Origin of the sequence: Nesterenkonia sandarakina, assembly GCF_014138825.1 — a bacterium.
Lineage (GTDB): Bacteria > Actinomycetota > Actinomycetes > Actinomycetales > Micrococcaceae > Nesterenkonia > Nesterenkonia sandarakina.
Genome location: NZ_JACJIH010000001.1, coordinates 2,150,281 through 2,168,580, shown reverse-complemented (window position 1 = coordinate 2,168,580; position 18,300 = coordinate 2,150,281). Strand labels below are relative to the sequence as shown.

Sequence of the window (18,300 nt, the reverse complement as noted above, 5' to 3'; positions counted from 1 at the left end):
TCATTCCTGGGGTGCCGCGCAGCCAGGGCCGCCCGGTTCTCCGTGGTGCAGTTCTCTGTTGTGCAGATCCCCGTCGTGCAGTTCTTGTTCGGGGCACCGGGGCTCAGCTGCCGGTGCCGCCGTTGCGATTGCCGGTGCCGCTGTCGTCTCCGCTATCTCCGCCGCTTCAGGGGTTGCCGGCGGAGCGCCCCGGGGATGCTCCCGGGCTGCCTGCCCCGCTGGGACTCTGCCCGCCGTTGTTCGCCCCGCCGTTGGCCTCCGGGGACTCCTGTTCCTGGGGCGACTCTTCGGGGGCCTCGGAGTTCTCCTGCTCCGCGTCAGCCTCCTCCTCCCCGGAGCCGCCCTCGGGATCTCCGCTCTCCTCGGCGCTCTCGCTGGGCGACTCCTCGGGCTCCGGGCTGGGCGACTCCTCCGGCTCCGGGCTGGGGGACTCCTCATTCTCCTGAGCGTCCTCGCCTTCCGGATCGGTCGCCTCGTCCTCCTCCGGTTCAGGTTCAGGAGCCTGTTCCGGGGCCACCGCCACGACCAGGGTCACGGTGGAGCCCTGCGGGATGGTGTCACCGGCGACCACGGAGGACCCGCCCACCCGCTGACCCACGACGGTGCCGGCGGGATAGTCGGTGCGCTCGTCTTCGACGGTGGCCACGCTCAGCCCCAGGTTCTCCAGGATCGACTGCGCCTCGGTGAGACTGCGGTTGAAGACCCCGGGCATCTCCACCAGTCCGGTGGAGAGCACCAGGTCCACCTCGGATCCGGGCTCCACGCTGGTGCCTGATTCCGGGTCGGTGCTGATCAGCATGTCGGTCTCGATGCTGGGGTGGTTCTCCCGACTGATCTCTCCCACCTCCAGGCCCACCTCCTCGAGGGCCTCGCGGACCTCGTCCTCGGAGGAGCCCTGCAGCCCGTCGGGCACGCGCACACTCTCAGGCCCGGTGGAGATGTAGAGCACCACGGCGGTGTCCGGCTCCACCGTGGTCTCGGCCTCGGGGTCGGTGCGGATCGCCAGGTCCGCCTCGATCTCGGGGTGGGCTTCGGTCTCCACGCTCGGGTTCAGGTTCGCTGCGGTGAGCTCCTCGCGCGCCTGGTCCTCATCCATCCCGGTGACATCTGGGATCGAGACCTCAGAGCTGTTGAGCGTGCTCATCAGAGCCCAGGTGCCCGCGCCGACCAGGGCGAGGATGAGCAGCGTCCAGATCAGGATCAGACCTCCGCGACGACGACGTGGTCGCTCCTGCGGCTGGTCATAGCTCTGATAGAGGTCCGGGTCCTCGGGAGTCCGCGCCGAGAGTTGAGGGGCCAGCGGGGCGGCACCTGCGGCCAGGACCTGGTTGAACTCCTGGCGGCCGCCGACTGCGGTCATCGCGGCGGTGGGGTGGTCCTCGTCATCCACCCCGATCCCGATCAGTGCCTTCTGGATCGCCTGGTTGAACTCCTCGGCGGTCTGGAACCGCAGCGCCGGGTCCTTCGTGAGGGCCTTGCCCACCACGGACTCCATCGCCGGGCTGACCTGGTGGTTGAACTCGCTGACCTGGGGCGGCTCTTCGCGGACGTGCTGGTAGGCCACGGAGACGGGGGACTCGCCCTGGAAGGGTGGTCGGTTGGTGAGCAGCTCGAAGAGCACACAGCCGGCCGAGTAGAGGTCTGAGCGGTGGTCCACCACCTCGCCGCGGGCCTGTTCCGGGGAGAGGTACTGCGCGGTGCCCACCACGGCAGAGGTCTGGGTCATGGTGGAGGCGGAGTCCGCCAGGGCCCTGGCGATGCCGAAGTCCATCACCTTGATCGCTCCGGTCTGGGAGACCATCACGTTGGAGGGCTTGATATCGCGGTGCACGATGCCCTTCTCGTGGCTGTATCCCAGGGCGCCGAGGATGCCGTGCATATACCCGGCGGTCTCGCGCTCCGAGAGCGGGGTGTGCAGCGCCTGATCGATCTTGGTTCGCAGCTGTGCGCCCACCTGGGCGGCAGGCAGGTGCTCCTCGGCATCCTGGACCCTGCCGGTGTCGCCCAGGGCGAGCACGTCATCCTCGGACTCGGTGGCCGCGTCGGGAGTCGCCGCGATCCGGGTCGCCTCGTCGTCGACGTCGGCGGTGTCGGTGATGCGCGGGGTCCCGTGCAGGATGTGGCGCAGGGTGACCCCGTCCACGTACTCCATCACGATGAAGGGGGTCTTGACCTCGTGATGGGACTGGTCCTCGACCTCCGCTCGGCCGGAGTCGTAGACCGCGACGATGTTCGGGTGGTTCAAGGAGGCGGAGGACTGACCCTCGCGGCGAAAGCGACCCTGGAACTGGGGGTCGCGGGCCAGATCCGGACGCAGCATCTTCACCGCGACCTTGCGATCCAGGGTGAGGTCGTGGCCGAGGTAGACGTCGGCCATCCCACCGCGTCCGATCAGCGATGTGATTCGGTAGCGGCTGTTCAGGACGCGCTCAGCAGTCTCGGTCATATCTCGGTTCCTGTCTCCGATCCTGGACCATCCTCCGCCGAGAATCCAGCCCGGTTCGGATCCTGGGTGCTCTCCGGGCCGGATTCGGCACCGAGCTGTTCCTCGCTGCTCGGGGCGCCAGCGCCTTGTTCATCACGCGGTGCCGACTCCGCCTCGGGGTTCGAACCCCCGGTGGGATCGGCCTCGGTCGCTTCGGGCTGATCCTGGGTGTCCTGCGGGTCCTGTGAGGGAGAGGGGGTCGGCGTCGGGGAGCCCGAGGTCCCCTGATCCGGTTCCGCGTCGTCCTGACCTCCGGGGTTGCCCTGCTCGGGGCTGCTCTCAGTCTGGTCCGGCTGGCCCTGATCCTGCTGATCCTGATCCGTCTGATTCCCCGGCGCCTGGTCCTGATCCTCGGGAGCGGTGTCGCCGGACCCGGCGGAGTAGAAGAGGGTCACCGTGGACCCCACCGGTACGCTGCCCAGCGGAGCGACCCCGGTGACCACTCCCTCGGGCTGACCCGAGGCCACGGGTTCGGCCTGGACCTGCAGCCCGGCCTCCTGCAGCGCGGCGCTGGCCTCCTGCAGGGAAAGTCCGAGGAAGGCGCTCTCGAGGATCTCGACCATCTCGGTTCCCGGAGTCAGGGTCTCGGTGACGGTCGGGGTCGGGGTGGGCTCGTCGTCCTCGCCGCCCCCGCCGAACTGCGGGAAGAACCAGGAGCCCAGCAGGGCCAGCAGCACCAGGACCAGCAGCGCGATCAGCGGCCAGTACCACCGACGGCCCCCGTGGAGGCGGCGCTGATCCTTCCCCTTCTCGGCCTCTCCGGCATCGGTGGGCGCCCCGGAGCGCGCCCCTGCCCCCGACGGGGCGGCAGCGGCATACTGCGCGGTGTGCTCCGGAGCCTCGGCAGGCTGTTCCGGGGTGCGGGCCGAGGGGGCGCGGCCGCTCGGCGGCGCGACGACGGCGGTGGGTGTGGTGTCGGTGCGCGGTATGGCCGTGGTCGGGTCATCCTCGTCCCGCGCACCGTCCAGATGCGAGGCCATGGCCGGCACCGCCTTCAGCGCCGACTCGGTGTCGTGGCGCAGCAGCGCATCGGCGGCCTCGGCGAGCTTGGTCGCGGTGAGCGGTCGCTTGCCGGGGTCCTTCTCCAGCATCGACATGATCAGTGCCCGCACCGGCTCCGGGACGGTCTCCGGCAGCGCTGGCGGCGGTTCGTTGACCTGCTTGAGCGCGATCGCGATCTGGGACTCACCGGTGAAGGGACGGTGCCCGGCGAGGGCTTCGTAGCCGATGATGCCCAGCGCGTAGATGTCCGAGGAGCCGGTGGCGTGCTGCCCGGTGGCCTGCTCCGGGGAGAGGTACTGCACCGTGCCCATCACCTGCCCGGTGGCGGTCAGCGGCACCTGGTCGGCGAGCCGAGCGATCCCGAAGTCGGTGATCTTCACCCGACGGGTGGGCGTGATCAGCAGGTTCCCGGGTTTGACGTCGCGGTGGACCAGCCCTTGGTCGTGGGCGACCTGCAGGGCACGGCCGGTCTGAGCGATGATCGAGAGCGTCTTCTCCCAGGACAGCGTCTTGTCCGTCTCCAGCAGCACCGAGAGCGGGCGCCCCGGGACGAGCTCCATGACCAGGTAGCCCGAGCCGGACTGCTCGCCGTAGTCATAGATGTCCGCGATGCCGGGGTGGTTCAGCAGCGCGGTGTGCCGCGCCTCGGCGCGGAACCGACGCAGGAACGCCTCGTCCCCAGTGTATTCCTCTTTGAGGATCTTGATCGCCACGGTGCGTCCCAGCACCTGGTCGGAGGCCTTCCAGACCTCGCCCATGCCGCCGATGGCGATGCGTTCGGTGAGCTGGTAGCGCTCACCCATCAGAATCCCGACCACCGGCCTCATTCGATCGCCGCCTCGAGCATGGTCAGCATCTGGGGTCCGGTCAATGACGAGCCGGTGTCGTAGTCGATCCGCTCATAGGCGACGGTGACTGCATACTGCGGGTCCTCGGCGGGGGCGAAGCCGGTGATCCAGGAGTTCACCTCTCCGGTCTCGCCGACGTCGGCGGTGCCGGTCTTCGCCGCGACCTGGAAGCTTCCGGTCTGGGCACGGGTGCCGGTGCCGGACTCCACGACCTGCACCATCATCTCGGTGATCTCATCAGCGACCTCCTCCGAGGTCACCTCGGAGAGCGTCTCCGGCTCGGAGGCTTCGAGCAGCTGCAGGTCAGAGCCGCGGATCGCGTCGACCAGATTGGGCTTCATCAATGTGCCGCCGTTGGCGATGGCGGCGGCGACCATGTTCATCTGCAGCGGGGTGGAGGTGACGTCGAACTGTCCGATGGAGGACTGGGCCAGGGCCGCATCGGAGAGGTCCCGCGGGAAGTTCGAGGTGTCCACGCGCAGCGGGATGCCCAGGTCATCGGAGTTGAATCCGAAGTTCTCGGCGGCCTCCCGGATGGGGTCCTCCCCGAGCTCCATGGCGGCCTCGGCGAAGGGCGTGTTGCAGGACTGCGCCACGATCCAGGACAGCTCGGCCTGCGGGCGCTGGGCGCAGATGCCGCGGTCGAAGTTCCGCAGCTCGGTGCTCGATTCCGGAAGGGTGATCGAGTTGGGGTTCTCCACGACGGTGTCCGGCTCGTAGTCCCCGGACTCCAGCATCGCGACTAGGTCGACCAGCTTGAAGGTGGAACCGGGAGCCATCGTGGAGGAGATCGCCCGGGAGGTGTAGCGCAGGTCCGGGTCGGCCTCGAGCTCCTCCTGGTTCTGCACCAGCTGCGCGGAGTCCTGCACGGCGAGCCGGTTGTTGTCATAGCTGGGCTTCGACGCCATCGCCTTGATGTCACCGGTGGCGACCTCGGTGACGATGATGCTGCCCCGGGTGCCGTCGGGGATCTGGTCGTAGGCGAGCTGCTGCAGCTCGCCGTCGAGGGTGAGCTCCACCTGCCCGCCGTCCATGGTGTCCCCGGTGAACACCGAGGCGATCCGGTCGAAGAACTGGCTGTCCGAGTGTCCGGAGAGGTATTCGTTCAGCGTGCCCTCCAGCCCGGTGGGATTGGCGGCGATGGAGTAGGTGCCGGTGATCCCGGAGTACAGATCGGGTTCGTGGTAGACGCGCTGGTAGTCGAAGCTGGCGTTGTCCGAGGGCACAGACTCCGCGATCGCGCTGCCGTCCACGGTGATCGCCCCGCGAGGTGCGCCGCGGTCCTCGTAGACCTGACGCACGTTGTTGGGGTTGGCGTTGAGCTCATCGGTCACGCCCACCTGGATGATGGAGAGCGCGACGAAGAGCGTGATGAACAGGCCGACGGCGACGACCCAGGTGTGACGAATCGCGTTGTTCACTTCGTCCCTCCCTGGTCGGCTGGTGCGTGGTTCAGGCGGGTGGGCTCCTCATCGTGGTGCCTACCTGCGCTGTGCCGGTGCACCGCGCTCTCCCGAGCGCCCGGTCCGCCGGAGTGCTGCAGTCTGGACTCGGTCCCGGAGGAGGATTCCCCGGTCGCGTTGACCATCGGGCCCACGATCACCGGCTGTCGCGCGGAGTGCGAGATCAGCAGCACCAGGGCCACGATCAGCCAGTTGGCCAATAGCGCAGACCCGCCCGCGGCGAGGAACGGCGTGGCCAGACCGGTCATCGGGATCACCCGGGTGATGCCGCCGACGACGACGAAGACCTGCAGCACCAGCACCACGGCGAGGCCCACGGCAAGCAGCTTCCCGAAGGTGTCGCGGGTGCCCAGTCCGGCGCGCATGTAGCGGCTGAACAGCAGCAGGTAGAGCAGCAGCATCGCGGAGAGCCCGATGAAGCCGAGCTCCTCGCCGAAGGCGGCGATGATCATGTCCGAGTTCGCCAGAGAGATCATGTTCGGGTTTCCCGAGCCCAGGCCGGTGCCGACCAGTCCGCCGTGAGCCATTCCGAAGAGGCCCTGGACCACCTGGTAGGAGCCGCCGAAGGTGCGCTCATAGATGTCCTGGTCGAAGGCGTTGAGCCAGATGTCCACCCGGTCCCGGAAATGGCTGACGAACTGATACGCCAGCCCGGCGCCGATGAGCATGAACACCGCGCCGATCGCGATCCAGGAGAAGCGTGAGGTGGCCACATAGATCACGGCGACGAAGAGCCCGAAGAACATCAGCGCGTTGCCGAGGTCGTTCTGCACCACCAGCACCCCGATCGCGATGACCCAGGCGATGAACATCGGGGCCAGGTCGCGCAGCCGGGGGAAGGTCACCGGTCCGAACTTGCGCCCGGCCAGCAGGATCAGATCCCGGTTGTTGGCGAGGAATCCGGCGAAGAACACGGCCAGCGTGATCTTGGCGATCTCGCTGGGCTGGAAGGAGAGCGGTCCGAGGTTCACCCAGATCCTGGCCCCGTTGAGCTCCTGGCCCAATCCGGGCACGATCGGCAGGAACAGCAGCACCACGCTTGCCGCGAGAGAGATGTAGGTCAGCTGCCGCAGCCGCCGATGATCCTTCAGCAGCCACATCAGCACCATTGCGGCCACGATCGAGACGCCGGTCCACAGCAGCTGCCGGTCTGCGACCCCGGAGAAGGACGGGGTGAAGTCGAGCCGATGGATCATGGCGATGCCGAGCCCGTTCAGGGTCACCACGATGGGAAGGATGAACGGGTCCGCGTATTTGGCGCGCAGCCGCAGCACGACGTGGAAGGCCAGGACCAGTCCGGCGAAGACGGCACCTTCGATGTAATAGTCCGTGGTGATCGGCTCGTCCAGGGCGAAGGCCACCAGCATCTGGGAGCCGATCGCGACGGTCAGTGCGATCAGGAGCAGGAGAAGCTCCAGGTTGCGGCGGGGCTTGTACGCCTGCTGTGCTGCTGCGTTCACTGCTCACCTCCCTGGTTCTGTGCTGCTGGGTCCTCGGCTGACTGGTCCTCGCCCGAGGGGTCCTCCGGGGACTCCTCGGTGGACTCCTCCTGCGGTGCCGACCCGGTGGATTCCTCGGAGGGCTCATCCTCGGCGGGTTCATCGGCAGGACTGGGTTCGTCCCGATCGGCGTTGGCCACCGCCATGGCACGCAGCTGGGAGACGATGTGCTCCGCGTGGTCCCGGTCGTCGGCGGCGATTCCGCGCTGGAGGCGCTGCTGGTGGTACTGGGTGAGGTCTTCCAGGGCGATGTCGGCGTGCTCGTCGACCTCGGAGAGCCGGATCGGACCCAGGGACTGCGAGACCCCGCTGTAGATGGCGACCTCGCCCTCGTCCTCGCCCACGTAGTACTGGGTCTGGGTCCAGACGTAGCCCAGGAAGGTGACCACGGCGACCAGCACGACCAGCAGGGCCACGAAGGTGGGCAGGAACCAGGAGCTGCGGCGCCGGGTCGTCTCCAGCGCCTCCAGCTCCTCCTGGTCCAGGACCAGCTCCTCCTCGATGCTCTCGGGCGCCTCGGCCAGTCCGGCGCCGGCGCGGTGCGGCCCGTCCTGCGCTGGGTTCTGCGTCGCAACTGGCCCGGAGCCGTCCGGGCCGGCCTGCGGATCGGATGCCTCGGCGCCGGCAGCGACGCCGGATGCGAGCCCGGCTGTGCCTGCGGGGCTCGCGGTCCCGGGGGTCTCCGCGCCTGGCTCCGAGGTGCCGGTCTCAGGGTTGCCGGCCTCAGGGTTGCCGGCCTCAGGGTTCGGCGCCGCGGATCCGGTGGGGTCTTTCTCCTGCGGGTGCTCCTCCAACAGCTCGGAGTAGGTGTGGCGCACCGGGCGCAGCGGCTGGCCGGTGAGCAGGGCGGCCATCGGGTGTTCGTCCACATTGCGGGCGACCACAGGGATCGTCCCGGTCTCGGCGGCCTTGTTGGCGGCACCGACGAGCAGGTGCGGGCGCGCTCCGAGCTTCTTGCGCACCATGGCGGCGGAGAGCGGGGAGAGGGTGTCCTCGTCGTCGTGGGCGGAGAACGCCTCGGAGTTGACCACCGGGACCATGTCCAGCTCCATGGTCGCGTCGGTGCCGCCGTAGTCGGAGGAGGCCGCCGCCACGGCGGCCTCGCTCAGCGGCAGCTCGTCGCTGGGAGCCAGCGCGGCCTCGTCGGCCTCCATGACCTCCAGGCAGACCACGGTGACGTTGTCCGGGGCACCGCCGCCGAGGGTCAGCTCGACCAGGTCATCGACGATCGATTCCAGGCTCTGGGTGGAGCGCAGCTTCTGCTCGATCAGTCGTTCCGAGACCACGGCGTTGAGACCGTCGGAGCAGAGCAGCCAGCGCTCGCCGGCTTCCAGCGGGAAGGAGGTGATGTCGAGTTCGGGGGAGGCGTCGACGTCTCCGAGCACCCGCATCAGCACGTTCTTATGCGGGTGGTACTCGGCCTGATCCGGGTCCAGCCGCCCCTCGTCGACCAGACGCTGGACGAAGGTGTGGTCCTTGGACACCTGCCGGAAGCGTCCCCGCTTGAGCCGGTAGGCCCGGGAGTCTCCGATGTGGGCGAACTGCAGCCGGTCCTGGGTGATCAGCAGCGAGGTGATCGTGGTGCCCATCCCGGCGAGCTTCGGGTTGGCTTTGACCAGCTTGTTCAAGAAGGAGTTCGCGGTCTGGATCTCATCGGGCAGCACCGTCTCGGGGTCCGCGAAGCCGCGGGTGTCCAGGTGTGCGAGGTCCAGCACCGTCGAGGCCGAGGCGACGTCGCCCCCGGCGTGGCCGCCCATGCCGTCTGCCACCACGGCGAAGTAGCGCCCCGCGTAGCCGGAGTCGTCGTTCTTCGAGCGCACGGCACCGGTGTCGGAGCGCGCGGCGAAGCGGAATACCAGAGCCACGGGCTAGGTCCTCAGCTCCAGGACGGTCTTGCCGATCCGGATCCGGTCTCCAGGCTCCACGGTGGAGGCGCGGGTGAGCTGCTCCTCCCCGAGCCAGGTGCCGTTGGTGGATCCGAGGTCCTCGAGGAACCAGCGCGAGCCCTGCGGGAAGAGCCGGGCGTGCTTGCCGGAGGCGTAGTCGTCCTCGAGCACCAGGGTGCATTCCTGGGCGCGGCCCATCATGATCGAGGCGGAGCCCAGCGGGAGCTCCGTCCCGGCCAGGGGCCCCTCGCTGACCAGCAGACGCCGAGGCCGCGGACGGGGGGTGGGGCCGGAGTGGCTGGCGCCGGCGGGAGCAGGGGGTCCGTTGCGCTGCGCGGGCGCGGGATGCGCGGCGGCGGCCCGGGCGCGGGAGCGCTTGGAGATGGTCATGTCCCGGCCCTGCGCTGCGATGATCGAAAGGATCAGGATCCAGAGCAGCAGCAGCACTCCGAACTGCAGCACGGTGACAGCGAGTTCACTCATCGGTCGGTGTCCTTCAGCTCTGGCGGAAGCGCAGGCGCGCGTTGCCGAGCGAGATCAGGGCGCCGTCGATGAGCTGGACCTTCGGGGTCTCACCGGTGAGCTGCTCGCCATCCACGTAGGAGCCGTTGGTGGATCCCAGGTCCCGGGCGTACCAGGCACCCGCGGAGCGGAAGAGCTCCAGATGCTTCCGGGAGACCCCGGTGTCGGGAACGGTGATGTCAGCCGAGGTGGAGCGCCCGATCACGGTGGAGTCAGGGCGCAGCGGGTAGCTCTGCTCCTCGTACTCCAGGCTCGCGGCGGCCGCCGGGGCGGGAGGCTGGTGGGCGGGGACCGTGGGCTGGGCCATGGTGGAGGGCAGCGGGGCTGCGGCGCTGGGGCCAGCCGCAGGAGAGGACTGCGCCGGAGCGACCGGTCCCGACTGCGGGTCCTTGTCGGTGCGGGACTCGATGCTCAGCTGCCCACGCTTGAGCTCGGTGTTCTTCACGAAGGTGGCCTTCACCGGTCCCAGAAGGGTGTATCCCTGGGATTCGGCATGGCGCAGGATCTCCTCACAGAGCTCCTCGGCCAGGGCGACGCCGTACTTCTTGGCCTCGGTGAAGTCCTCTCCGGCGAGCCGGATCTTGTACAGGTTCGGTGCCAGGTGCTGGCCTTCGGCGATGGTCTTGGACTCTCGGTCCATGTGGCGGCGTACGGCGGTGGCGATCTCCACGGGTCCCAGACTCCCTCCTCGTCCTGAGAAGGCACCGCGAACGGCCTTTTCGATGCCGCGCTCCAGGTTGTCTAGCAGTCCCACCGGCACCTCCTTCTTCTGATGAATGTCTGTCCACGCTCAGCAAGGTCGGCTCGCGAGGTGGGCAATATGTCCTGAGTCTACTGTCTCACTCCCCGCCTGTGCGGTTCGCCGGTCGCCCGCGCGGTGAACTGCTCGGACGCGCCGCGATGTGACTCTTGCCACACTCCGGGAGGAGGTGCTACCTTCATCTCACCGTGAGAGCGCTCTCATAAGAGGACTTGGGGACCCGCTCGCACCTCATATCGAAGGAGATAGCTGTGATGAGGACTACTGATCACGCGGAGCACAAAGACTCCGCACCGGATCGCCCCACCGGGCCATCCGCCTCGCCCCACGCCGGGCGCCGCCACCGTCGGGTCATGCAGTCAGTCGCGCTGAGCTCGGTGCTGGCGCTCGGGCTGAGCGCCTGCGGAGGTGCTGCCGATGGCGACGACGAAGGCGGAGCAGCCGACGGGGAGGCGGTCACCCTCAGCGTGACCACCTTCAACGAGTTCGGCTATGAGGACCTCTTCGAAGAGTACGAGGAGCTCAACGAGAACATCACCATCGAGCACAACAAGATCGACACCGCCGAGAACGCCCGCGACTCGCTGCGCAACAGCCTGGGTGCCGGTCAGGGAGCCTCGGACATCGAACCCATCGAGGTGGACTGGCTCGCAGAGTTCCAGCAGTACCCCGACCGCTTCGAGGATCTCACCGATCCCGAACTGGAGGACCGCTGGCTGGATTGGAAGTATGAGGACGCAGTCCTCGAGGACGGCAGCCTGATCGGCTACGGCACCGACAGCGGGCCACAGGCCGTCTGCTACCGGGCCGACCTCTTCGAGGAGGCCGGACTGCCCACCGATCGTGAAGAGGTGGCCGAGTTCCTCGGCGACTCCTGGGAGGACTACTTCGCCGCCGGTGAGGAGTTCGTCGCCGAGTCTGACTCCGCCTGGTACTCCGGCTCGGACAACATCTGGCAGGGCATGATCAACCAGGTCGAGGTCCCCTACCAGGACGAATCCGGGGAGATCATCGCCGACACCAACCCCGAGGTGAAGGACCTCTACGACCAGCTCCTGGAGGCCTCGGTGGAGAATGAGCTCTCCGCGGGCCTCGCCCAGTGGAGCGGCGACTGGTCAGATGCCTTCCAGCGCGAAGAGACCTTCGCGACCATGATGTGCCCCGGCTGGATGCTGGGCATCATCGAGGGCAACGCCGCCGAGGTCGAGGGCTGGGACATCGCCAACACCTTCCCAGGTGGCGGCGGAAACTGGGGCGGGTCCTACCTGACCGTTCCTTCCCAGGGCGAGAACATCGAGCAGGCCAAGGAGCTCGCGGCCTGGCTGACCGCCCCGGAGCAGCAGCTCAAGGCGTTCGGGGTCGTCGGGGCATTCCCCTCCACCACCGAGGCGCTGGAGGCAGACGAGCTGCTCTCGGCCACCAACGAGTTCTTCAACGACGCCCCCACCGGCGAGATCCTGGCCGAGCGTGCCGACGCCGTGGAGACCCAGCCGCTGAAGGGCACCGAGTACCTGACCATCAACGTGGCGATCCAGGACGCGATCAACCGGGTGGACGTGGACGGGATCGATGACCCCGACGCCTCCTGGGAGAAGTTCGTCAACGACATGGAAGCTCTGCGCTGATCATGTCCGCCCCAGCTGCGCAGGTACCAGTCAGCACCACACGCAGCGGCGGGTCCGCGCCAGAACCGAGGACCGGTCGCCGGAAGCCGAAGGTGAGCTTCCGGCACCGGGCCTCGGCCTGGGATCGTCGATACTCGCCGTACCTCTACATCAGTCCGTTCTTCATCCTCTTCGCCGTGGTCGGGCTCTTCCCGCTGATCTACACCGCCTGGGTCGCCACCCACGACTGGGACCTGATCATGGGTCAGGGAGAGTTCATCGGCGGCGAGAACTTCATGGCGGTGCTGGGGGAGCGGGGCTTCTGGATCTCGCTGCGCAACACGCTCTCGATCTTCATCCTCTCCTCGGCGCCCCAGGTGGTCATCGCGATCCTGATCGCCTACCTGCTGGACTACAACCTCCGGGCCAGGACCTTCTGGCGGATGGGCGTGCTGATCCCCTACGTGGTCACCCCCGTCGCCGTGGCGCTGATCTTCTCGAACCTCTTCGGGGACCGATTCGGGCTGGTGAACTCGATCCTGGAGACCGTGGGCATCGACGCGATCGGCTGGCACTCCGGGACGCTTCCCAGCCACCTGGCCATCGCCACTATGGTGAACTTCCGCTGGACCGGGTACAACGCGCTGATCTTCCTCGCCGCCATGCAGGCGGTGCCACGTGACCTCTACGAGGCGGCGGCGATCGACGGCGCGGGCAAGGTCCGCCAGTTCATCTCGGTGACCATCCCGAACCTGCGTCCCACCATCATCTTCGTGATCATCACCTCGACCATCGGTGGACTGCAGATCTTCGACGAGCCGCGGATGTTCGACCAGTACGGTCGCGGCGGCACCGACGGGCAGTGGCAGACCATGACCATGTATCTCTACGAACTCGGCTGGACCCGCTCAGACTTCGGGCAGGCCTCCGCGGTGGCCGTGCTGCTGTTCCTGCTGATCGTGGCCATCGGACTGATCAACTTCGTCATCACCCGCCGCATCTCAAGCTCGGAGGTCAAGCGATGAGCGCGCTCGAAGAGAAGCCGCTGCCGATCATCCCGCGCACGGGACCGGCCAGCGCACCGAAGAACGACGCCGACCCGTTCGGTCGCCGCGGATCGGGGCCCGGAGACGGTTCCCGCCGTCATCGGCGACGCGGCTCCCGCGGCCCCGGCCGCGGGCCCGGGTGGATCGTCTACGGCTGCCTGGCAGCGGTGATCCTGGGCAGCATGTTCCCGCTCTGGTGGTCCTTCCTGATCGGAAGCCATGACTCCACCATCTTGTCCCGGGACTCCTTCCCGCTGCTCCCGGGTGGGAACTTCTTCTCCAATGCCGCCGAGGTGATCGACACCGTTCCGTTCTGGCGGGCCACGATGAACTCGGTGATCGTCTCCACCGTCACCGCGGTCTCGGTGGTCTTCTTCTCCACCCTGGCCGGCTACGCCTTCGCGAAGCTGCGCTTCAAGGGCGCGGTCCCGCTGCTGGTCTTCGTGATCGCCACCATGGCGATCCCCACCCAGCTCGGTGTGGTCCCGCTCTACCAGGTGATGGCCCGGCTGGGCTGGACCGGGGAGCTGCAGGCGGTCATCGTGCCGGGACTGGTCACCGCCTTCGGGGTGTTCTGGATGACCCAGTACCTGCGTCAGGCGATCCCGGACGAGCTCATCGAGGCCGCCACTGTGGACGGGTGCTCCATGATCCGCACCTTCTTCCACGTCGCGCTGCCCGCCGCGAAACCGGCGGCGGCGATGTTGTTCCTCTTCACCTTCGTCCTGAACTGGACGAACTTCTTCTGGCCGTTCATCGTGCTCGGCCCACAGAACCCCACCCTGCCGGTGGCGCTGCAGCAGCTGCAGGCCGCGCACTTCGTGGACTACTCACTGGTCCTGGCGGGAGCCACCATGGCCACTATCCCGCTGCTCATCCTGTTCATCTTCACGGGCCGTCAGCTCGTATCCGGAATCATGCAAGGAGCCGTCAAACAATGACTTCCTCACTCACCGCCCGCACCACCGACGCCAGCAGCGCTGTGGCTTTCCCCACCGACTTCCTCTTCGGCTCGGCCACCGCGGCCTACCAGGTGGAGGGTGCCGCGGCAGAAGGTGGCCGGGCCCCCTCGGTGTGGGACACCTTCGCCCACACCCCCGGGAAGGTCCACGAGGGCGAGACCGGAGACGTGGCCTGCGACCACTTCCACCGCTTCCGGGAGGACGTGGCGCTGATGAAGCGGCTGAACCTCAAGGTCTACCGGTTCTCGGTCAGCTGGTCCCGGGTGATGCCCGATGGGGTCAACGTGAACCCGGAGGGGCTGAAGTTCTACTCAGATCTGGTCGATGAGCTGCTGGCCGCCGGCATCCTGCCCTGGCTCACGCAATATCACTGGGACCTGCCCCAGGCGCTGGAGGATCAGGGTGGCTGGGCGAACCGGCGCACCGCCGAGCTCTTCGCCGACTACGCGGTCACGCTGCATGAGGCCCTGGGAAGCCGGGTGCGTCACTGGACCACGCTGAACGAGCCCTGGTGCGCGGCCTTCCTCGGCTACGCCAACGGACACCATGCTCCGGGACGGACCTCCCCGGAGGATGCCCTGGCGGCGGCGCATCACCTGCTGCTCGGGCACGGGCTGGCGGTCGGCGCGCTGCGACGTCGGGATCCGGAGCTCGAGCTGGGACTGACGCTGAACTTCACCGACTATCGCCCTGCGGACCCGGCCACGCCGGGAGACGTGGATGCCGCCCGGCGTCTGGATGGCAGCTTCAACCGCTTCTTCGCCTCCGCAATCTTCAACGGGGCCTACCCGTCCGATGTGCTTCAGGACCAGGCCGGACTCTGGCGCGAAGGCCTGGTCCAGCCCGGAGATCTGAAGATCATCTCGGCGCCGATCGATGTGCTGGGAGTCAACTTCTACACCGGAGAGCTGCTCACCGGCGCGGATCCGGAGCACGCCGCCCAGGCGGCCGCCGCGGCACGCACCCAGGGAGCCCCGAACCCGAACGTGGGATCGGAGCACGTCTCCTCGATCCCGCGCGGGCTGCCGGCCACCGCCATGGGCTGGGAGGTCTTCCCGCAGGGGCTGCACGACCTGCTGCTGCGGCTGCACCGGGAGTACACCGGGCCGGCCGGGGTGGCGCTCTATGTCACCGAGAACGGCGCGGCCTACCCCGATGTGCCCGACGCCGCGGGCTTCGTCCAGGACGACGACCGGCTCAGCTACATCCGGAAGCACCTGCACGCGGTGCACCAGGCGATCTCCTCCGGCGCGGATGTGCGCGGCTACTTCGTGTGGTCGCTGCTGGATAACTTCGAGTGGGCCTTCGGCTATGACCGCCGGTTCGGGATCGTGCGGGTGGATTACGATACGCTTGCGCGCATTCCGAAGGCCTCCGCGAACTGGTACGCACAGGTGGCGGCCACCGGCGTGGTGGACTGACCAGGCCCACTTGGCCCTGGTGCGCACATCCGACGAAGGGGGAACTGATGCCGGCTCGGCGACTGCCGACTCTGGAGGATGTGGCGGCCAGGGCAGGGGTCTCACGCGCCACCGCCTCGCGCGCGGTCAACCTCGACCCGCGGGTGCGCTCGCAGTCTCGGCTCGCGGTGGAGGCCGCGGTCACCGAGCTCGGCTACCGACCGAACCGGGCCGCGCGCTCGCTGGTGATCCAGGAGGTGGACTCCATCGCCGTCGTCGTGCCCGAGGCCGAGGACCGGGTCTTCGCGGATCCGTTCTTCGCCTCGATGCTGGCCTCGATCACCCAGCGGCTGGCGGACTCCCCGGTGCAGGTGCTGCTGGCCATGGGTCAGCCGGGGGGTCGGCAGAAGATCGAGCGGTATCTGCGCGGGGGGTACACCGACGGGGCCATCATCGTCTCGCATCACCGCGACGACGACCTCTCGGGTGTGCTCCATGAGACCAAGCTGCCCGCGGTCTACGTGGGCCGACCCTACGCCGGGGACGTCGGGATCCCCTGGGTGGATGTGGACAACAACTTCGGGGCCACCCTCGCGGCGGAGCATCTGATCGGCCAGGGACGACGTCGGCTGGCCACCATCGCCGGGCCGCAGGACATGGCGGCGGGCTCGGACCGGCTTGCCGGGTGGCGGGCTGCGCTGGACGGTGCCGGCCTGGCCTCAGACCTCGTGGAGTTCGGGGACTTCACCTCGGCCTCCGGGGCGGCGGCGATGGAGCGGCTGCTCGAGCGTGCCCCGGAGCTCGACGGAGTCTTCGTCGCCTCGGACCTGATGGCGGTGGCCGCCATGCACGAGATCCAGTCTCGAGGGATCGCGGTGCCGGAGCAGATCGCGGTGGTCGGATTCGATGACTCCCACGCCGCGCAGCTGACCCGCCCGCCGCTGACCACAGTGATCAACCCGGTGGGGGAGCTTGCTGGCCGAGCCGTGGACCTGCTGCTGCAGCTGATGAAGGGGGAGGCCGTGGACCCGGTGGTGCTGCAGACGCAGATGGTGAAACGGACATCTGGGTGACATTCCGATGAACTTGCTTCAGTTTTGAAATAAATTGCGGCAGACTGCTGTTGGCATCATCGACCAACCACGATGGCTCCGCGCGTTCGGCGCGGACCGGCAACCCCTAGGAGATCTCTTCATGGCACATCTGACCACCGGCACCTGGAACCTCGACTCCGCACACTCCGAGATCGGCATGACCGTGCGCCACGCCGGGATCTCCAAGGTGCGGGCCATCTTCGAGGAGGCCGAGGCCACCCTCGTCGTCTCCGAAGGTGACGTGGCGACCCTGGACGCCCGCGTCAAGGCCGCATCCTTCAACTCCAAGAACGCCGATCGCGACGCCCACGTCCGCGGTGAGGACTTCCTGGATTCCGAGAACCATCCGGAGCTCACCTTCGTGGCGCAGAACATCACCGCCAGCGGCGAGGAGTTCGAGATCTCGGGCGATCTGAGCATCCGCGGGGTCACCAAGCCGGTGACCTTCGAGGTGGAGTTCGGCGGCCAGGCCGTGGACCCCTTCGGCATGACCCGTGCAGGTTTCTCCGCGAACACCGTGATCTCCCGCAAGGAGTTCGGCCTGACCTGGAACGCAGCCCTGGAAGCCGGCGGCGTGCTGGTCGGCGACAAGGTCTCTATCGACCTCGAGGCAGCCTTCGTCCTGGAGCAGTGATCGCGTGACCGCAGGGCCCGACCATGAAACCTGGTAGATGCAAACACCAGGGGCCAGGGTCGGGCCCTGCGGCGTGCTGCGGCCCTTCTCGGCTCAGGAGGAGGAGAACGCCGCATCAAAGGCGGCGTCGGAGGGTTCGAACGCGTGGGACCGCACGAACTCCAGGGCCTGGGGCGCGCCGATGAGCCGGTCCATTCCGGCGTCCTCCCACTCCACGGAGAGCGGACCGGTGTAGCCGATCGCGTTGAGCATCCGGAAGGCATCCTCCCAGGGCACATCTCCACGTCCGGTGGAGATGAAGTCCCAGCCGCGTCGAGGATCGGCCCAGGCCAGATGTGAGGAGAGCCGACCGTTGCGACCGTTCAGGCGCTTCTTCGTGTCCTTGCAGTGCACATGGTAGATCCGGTCCTGGTAGTCCCAGAGGAACGCCACCGAGTCCAGGTCCTGCCAGACCATGTGCGAGGGGTCCCAGTTCAGACCGAAGGCCTCGCGGTGCCCGATCGCCTCCAGGGCGCGCTGGGTCGTCCAATAGTCATAGGCGATCTCCGAAGGATGCACCTCGTGGGCGAACCGGACCCCGACCTCGTCGAAGACATCCAGGATCGGGTTCCAGCGGTCGGCGAAGTCCTGGTAGCCCGCCTCCACCAGCTCCGGTGAGACCGGAGGGAACATCGCGACGTACTTCCAGCTGGCCGATCCGGTGAAGCCGGTCACCGTCTTGACCCCCAGCCGGGCCGCGGCCCGCGCGGTGTACTTCATCTCCTCAGCCGCCCTCTGCCGCACGCCTTCCGGGTCACCGTCACCCCAGATGTGATCGGGCAGGATGTCCCGGTGGCGGGCGTCGATCGGATCGTCGCAGACCGCCTGCCCGCGCAGGTGATTCGCGATCGTGTAGACCTTCAGCCCGTTCTTCTCCAAGATGTCCAGGCGGTCCTTCACGTAGGCATCGTCCTCGGCTGCGCGCCGTGGGTCCAGATGATCCCCCCAGCAGGCGATCTCCAGGCCGTCGTAGCCCCATTCCCCGGCGAGCCGGGCGACCTCCTCGAAGGGCAGGTCCGCCCATTGTCCGGTGAACAGCGTGACTGGTCGTGCCAT

Annotated in this window: 14 protein-coding genes; 6 read left to right on the top strand and 8 right to left on the bottom strand. The window is 67.9% G+C overall.

What is annotated here, in order from left to right:
• Positions 1-166: 166 nt before the first annotated feature.
• From HNR24_RS09785 to HNR24_RS09755, 7 genes are read right to left on the bottom strand one after another with little or no spacing between them, the layout of a single operon-like run.
• On the bottom strand, positions 167-2,446 hold the full coding sequence (locus HNR24_RS09785; protein WP_182495678.1) for a protein kinase domain-containing protein: 2,280 nt from the start codon (positions 2,444-2,446) through the stop codon (positions 167-169).
• Positions 2,443-4,314, bottom strand: coding sequence for a protein kinase domain-containing protein (locus HNR24_RS09780; RefSeq protein ID WP_182495677.1), 1,872 nt, complete (start codon positions 4,312-4,314; stop codon positions 2,443-2,445). The genes HNR24_RS09785 and HNR24_RS09780 overlap by 4 nt, the downstream gene beginning before the upstream one ends.
• Entirely contained in the window at positions 4,311-5,756 is a 1,446-nt protein-coding gene (locus tag HNR24_RS09775) for a penicillin-binding transpeptidase domain-containing protein (protein WP_182495676.1), read from the bottom strand. Before HNR24_RS09775 ends, HNR24_RS09780 begins: the two co-directional genes overlap by 4 nt.
• Positions 5,753-7,258 carry an FtsW/RodA/SpoVE family cell cycle protein gene (locus HNR24_RS09770; RefSeq protein WP_232301704.1) on the bottom strand — a complete coding sequence of 502 codons (1,506 nt, stop codon included), beginning with the start codon at positions 7,256-7,258 and terminating at the stop codon, positions 5,753-5,755. The genes HNR24_RS09775 and HNR24_RS09770 overlap by 4 nt, the downstream gene beginning before the upstream one ends.
• A complete protein-coding gene (locus tag HNR24_RS14090; RefSeq protein ID WP_182495675.1) occupies positions 7,255-9,162 on the bottom strand; it encodes a BofC C-terminal domain-containing protein in 1,908 nt (635 codons plus the stop codon). The genes HNR24_RS09770 and HNR24_RS14090 overlap by 4 nt, the downstream gene beginning before the upstream one ends.
• Before the next feature lie 3 nt (positions 9,163-9,165).
• The gene (locus HNR24_RS09760) at positions 9,166-9,666 is read right to left on the bottom strand and encodes an FHA domain-containing protein FhaB/FipA (protein ID WP_058887921.1); all 501 of its coding nucleotides are present in this window, start codon (positions 9,664-9,666) and stop codon (positions 9,166-9,168) included.
• Positions 9,667-9,679: 13 nt separating this feature from the next.
• Positions 9,680-10,459 (bottom strand): FHA domain-containing protein, encoded by a 780-nt coding sequence (locus HNR24_RS09755; protein WP_182495674.1) that lies wholly within the window; start codon positions 10,457-10,459, stop codon positions 9,680-9,682.
• A gap of 359 nt (positions 10,460-10,818) precedes the next feature.
• Here HNR24_RS09755 and HNR24_RS09750 point away from each other — a divergent pair, with 359 nt between their 5' ends.
• The 6 genes from HNR24_RS09750 (at position 10,819) to HNR24_RS09725 (ending at position 17,205) form a co-directional block, all read left to right on the top strand.
• Positions 10,819-12,090, top strand: coding sequence for an ABC transporter substrate-binding protein (locus tag HNR24_RS09750; RefSeq protein WP_058888160.1), 1,272 nt, complete (start codon positions 10,819-10,821; stop codon positions 12,088-12,090).
• A gap of 2 nt (positions 12,091-12,092) precedes the next feature.
• The gene (locus HNR24_RS09745) at positions 12,093-13,094 is read left to right on the top strand and encodes a carbohydrate ABC transporter permease (protein WP_058887922.1); all 1,002 of its coding nucleotides are present in this window, start codon (positions 12,093-12,095) and stop codon (positions 13,092-13,094) included.
• Positions 13,091-14,056: a carbohydrate ABC transporter permease gene (locus HNR24_RS09740; protein ID WP_083504656.1), complete on the top strand. Its 966-nt coding sequence runs from the start codon at positions 13,091-13,093 to the stop codon at positions 14,054-14,056. The genes HNR24_RS09745 and HNR24_RS09740 overlap by 4 nt, the downstream gene beginning before the upstream one ends.
• Positions 14,053-15,498, top strand: coding sequence for a GH1 family beta-glucosidase (locus tag HNR24_RS09735; protein ID WP_058887923.1), 1,446 nt, complete (start codon positions 14,053-14,055; stop codon positions 15,496-15,498). The genes HNR24_RS09740 and HNR24_RS09735 overlap by 4 nt, the downstream gene beginning before the upstream one ends.
• A gap of 47 nt (positions 15,499-15,545) precedes the next feature.
• Positions 15,546-16,550 carry a LacI family DNA-binding transcriptional regulator gene (locus tag HNR24_RS09730; RefSeq protein WP_182495673.1) on the top strand — a complete coding sequence of 335 codons (1,005 nt, stop codon included), beginning with the start codon at positions 15,546-15,548 and terminating at the stop codon, positions 16,548-16,550.
• Between the two features lie 121 nt (positions 16,551-16,671).
• Positions 16,672-17,205 carry a YceI family protein gene (locus HNR24_RS09725; RefSeq protein ID WP_058887925.1) on the top strand — a complete coding sequence of 178 codons (534 nt, stop codon included), beginning with the start codon at positions 16,672-16,674 and terminating at the stop codon, positions 17,203-17,205.
• 93 nt (positions 17,206-17,298) lie between these two features.
• Here the strand turns inward: HNR24_RS09725 and HNR24_RS09720 are convergent, their stop codons facing one another.
• Complete coding sequence (locus HNR24_RS09720) at positions 17,299-18,300, bottom strand: sugar phosphate isomerase/epimerase family protein (RefSeq protein WP_058887926.1); 1,002 nt, start codon at positions 18,298-18,300, stop codon at positions 17,299-17,301.

Excerpts from the sequence above, each read along its gene's own strand:
- HNR24_RS09785 (WP_182495678.1), bottom strand. The coding sequence starts at position 2,446 with ATGACCGAGACTGCTGAGCGCGTCCTGAACAGCCGCTACCGAATCACA.
- HNR24_RS09750 (WP_058888160.1), top strand. The coding sequence starts at position 10,819 with ATGCAGTCAGTCGCGCTGAGCTCGGTGCTGGCGCTCGGGCTGAGCGCC.
- HNR24_RS09740 (WP_083504656.1), top strand. The coding sequence starts at position 13,091 with ATGAGCGCGCTCGAAGAGAAGCCGCTGCCGATCATCCCGCGCACGGGA.
- HNR24_RS09725 (WP_058887925.1), top strand. The coding sequence starts at position 16,672 with ATGGCACATCTGACCACCGGCACCTGGAACCTCGACTCCGCACACTCC.
- HNR24_RS09730 (WP_182495673.1), top strand. The coding sequence starts at position 15,546 with ATGCCGGCTCGGCGACTGCCGACTCTGGAGGATGTGGCGGCCAGGGCA.
- HNR24_RS09745 (WP_058887922.1), top strand. The coding sequence starts at position 12,093 with ATGTCCGCCCCAGCTGCGCAGGTACCAGTCAGCACCACACGCAGCGGC.
- HNR24_RS09720 (WP_058887926.1), bottom strand. The coding sequence starts at position 18,300 with ATGGCACGACCAGTCACGCTGTTCACCGGACAATGGGCGGACCTGCCC.
- HNR24_RS09780 (WP_182495677.1), bottom strand. The coding sequence starts at position 4,314 with ATGAGGCCGGTGGTCGGGATTCTGATGGGTGAGCGCTACCAGCTCACC.
- HNR24_RS09735 (WP_058887923.1), top strand. The coding sequence starts at position 14,053 with ATGACTTCCTCACTCACCGCCCGCACCACCGACGCCAGCAGCGCTGTG.
- HNR24_RS09760 (WP_058887921.1), bottom strand. The coding sequence starts at position 9,666 with ATGAGTGAACTCGCTGTCACCGTGCTGCAGTTCGGAGTGCTGCTGCTG.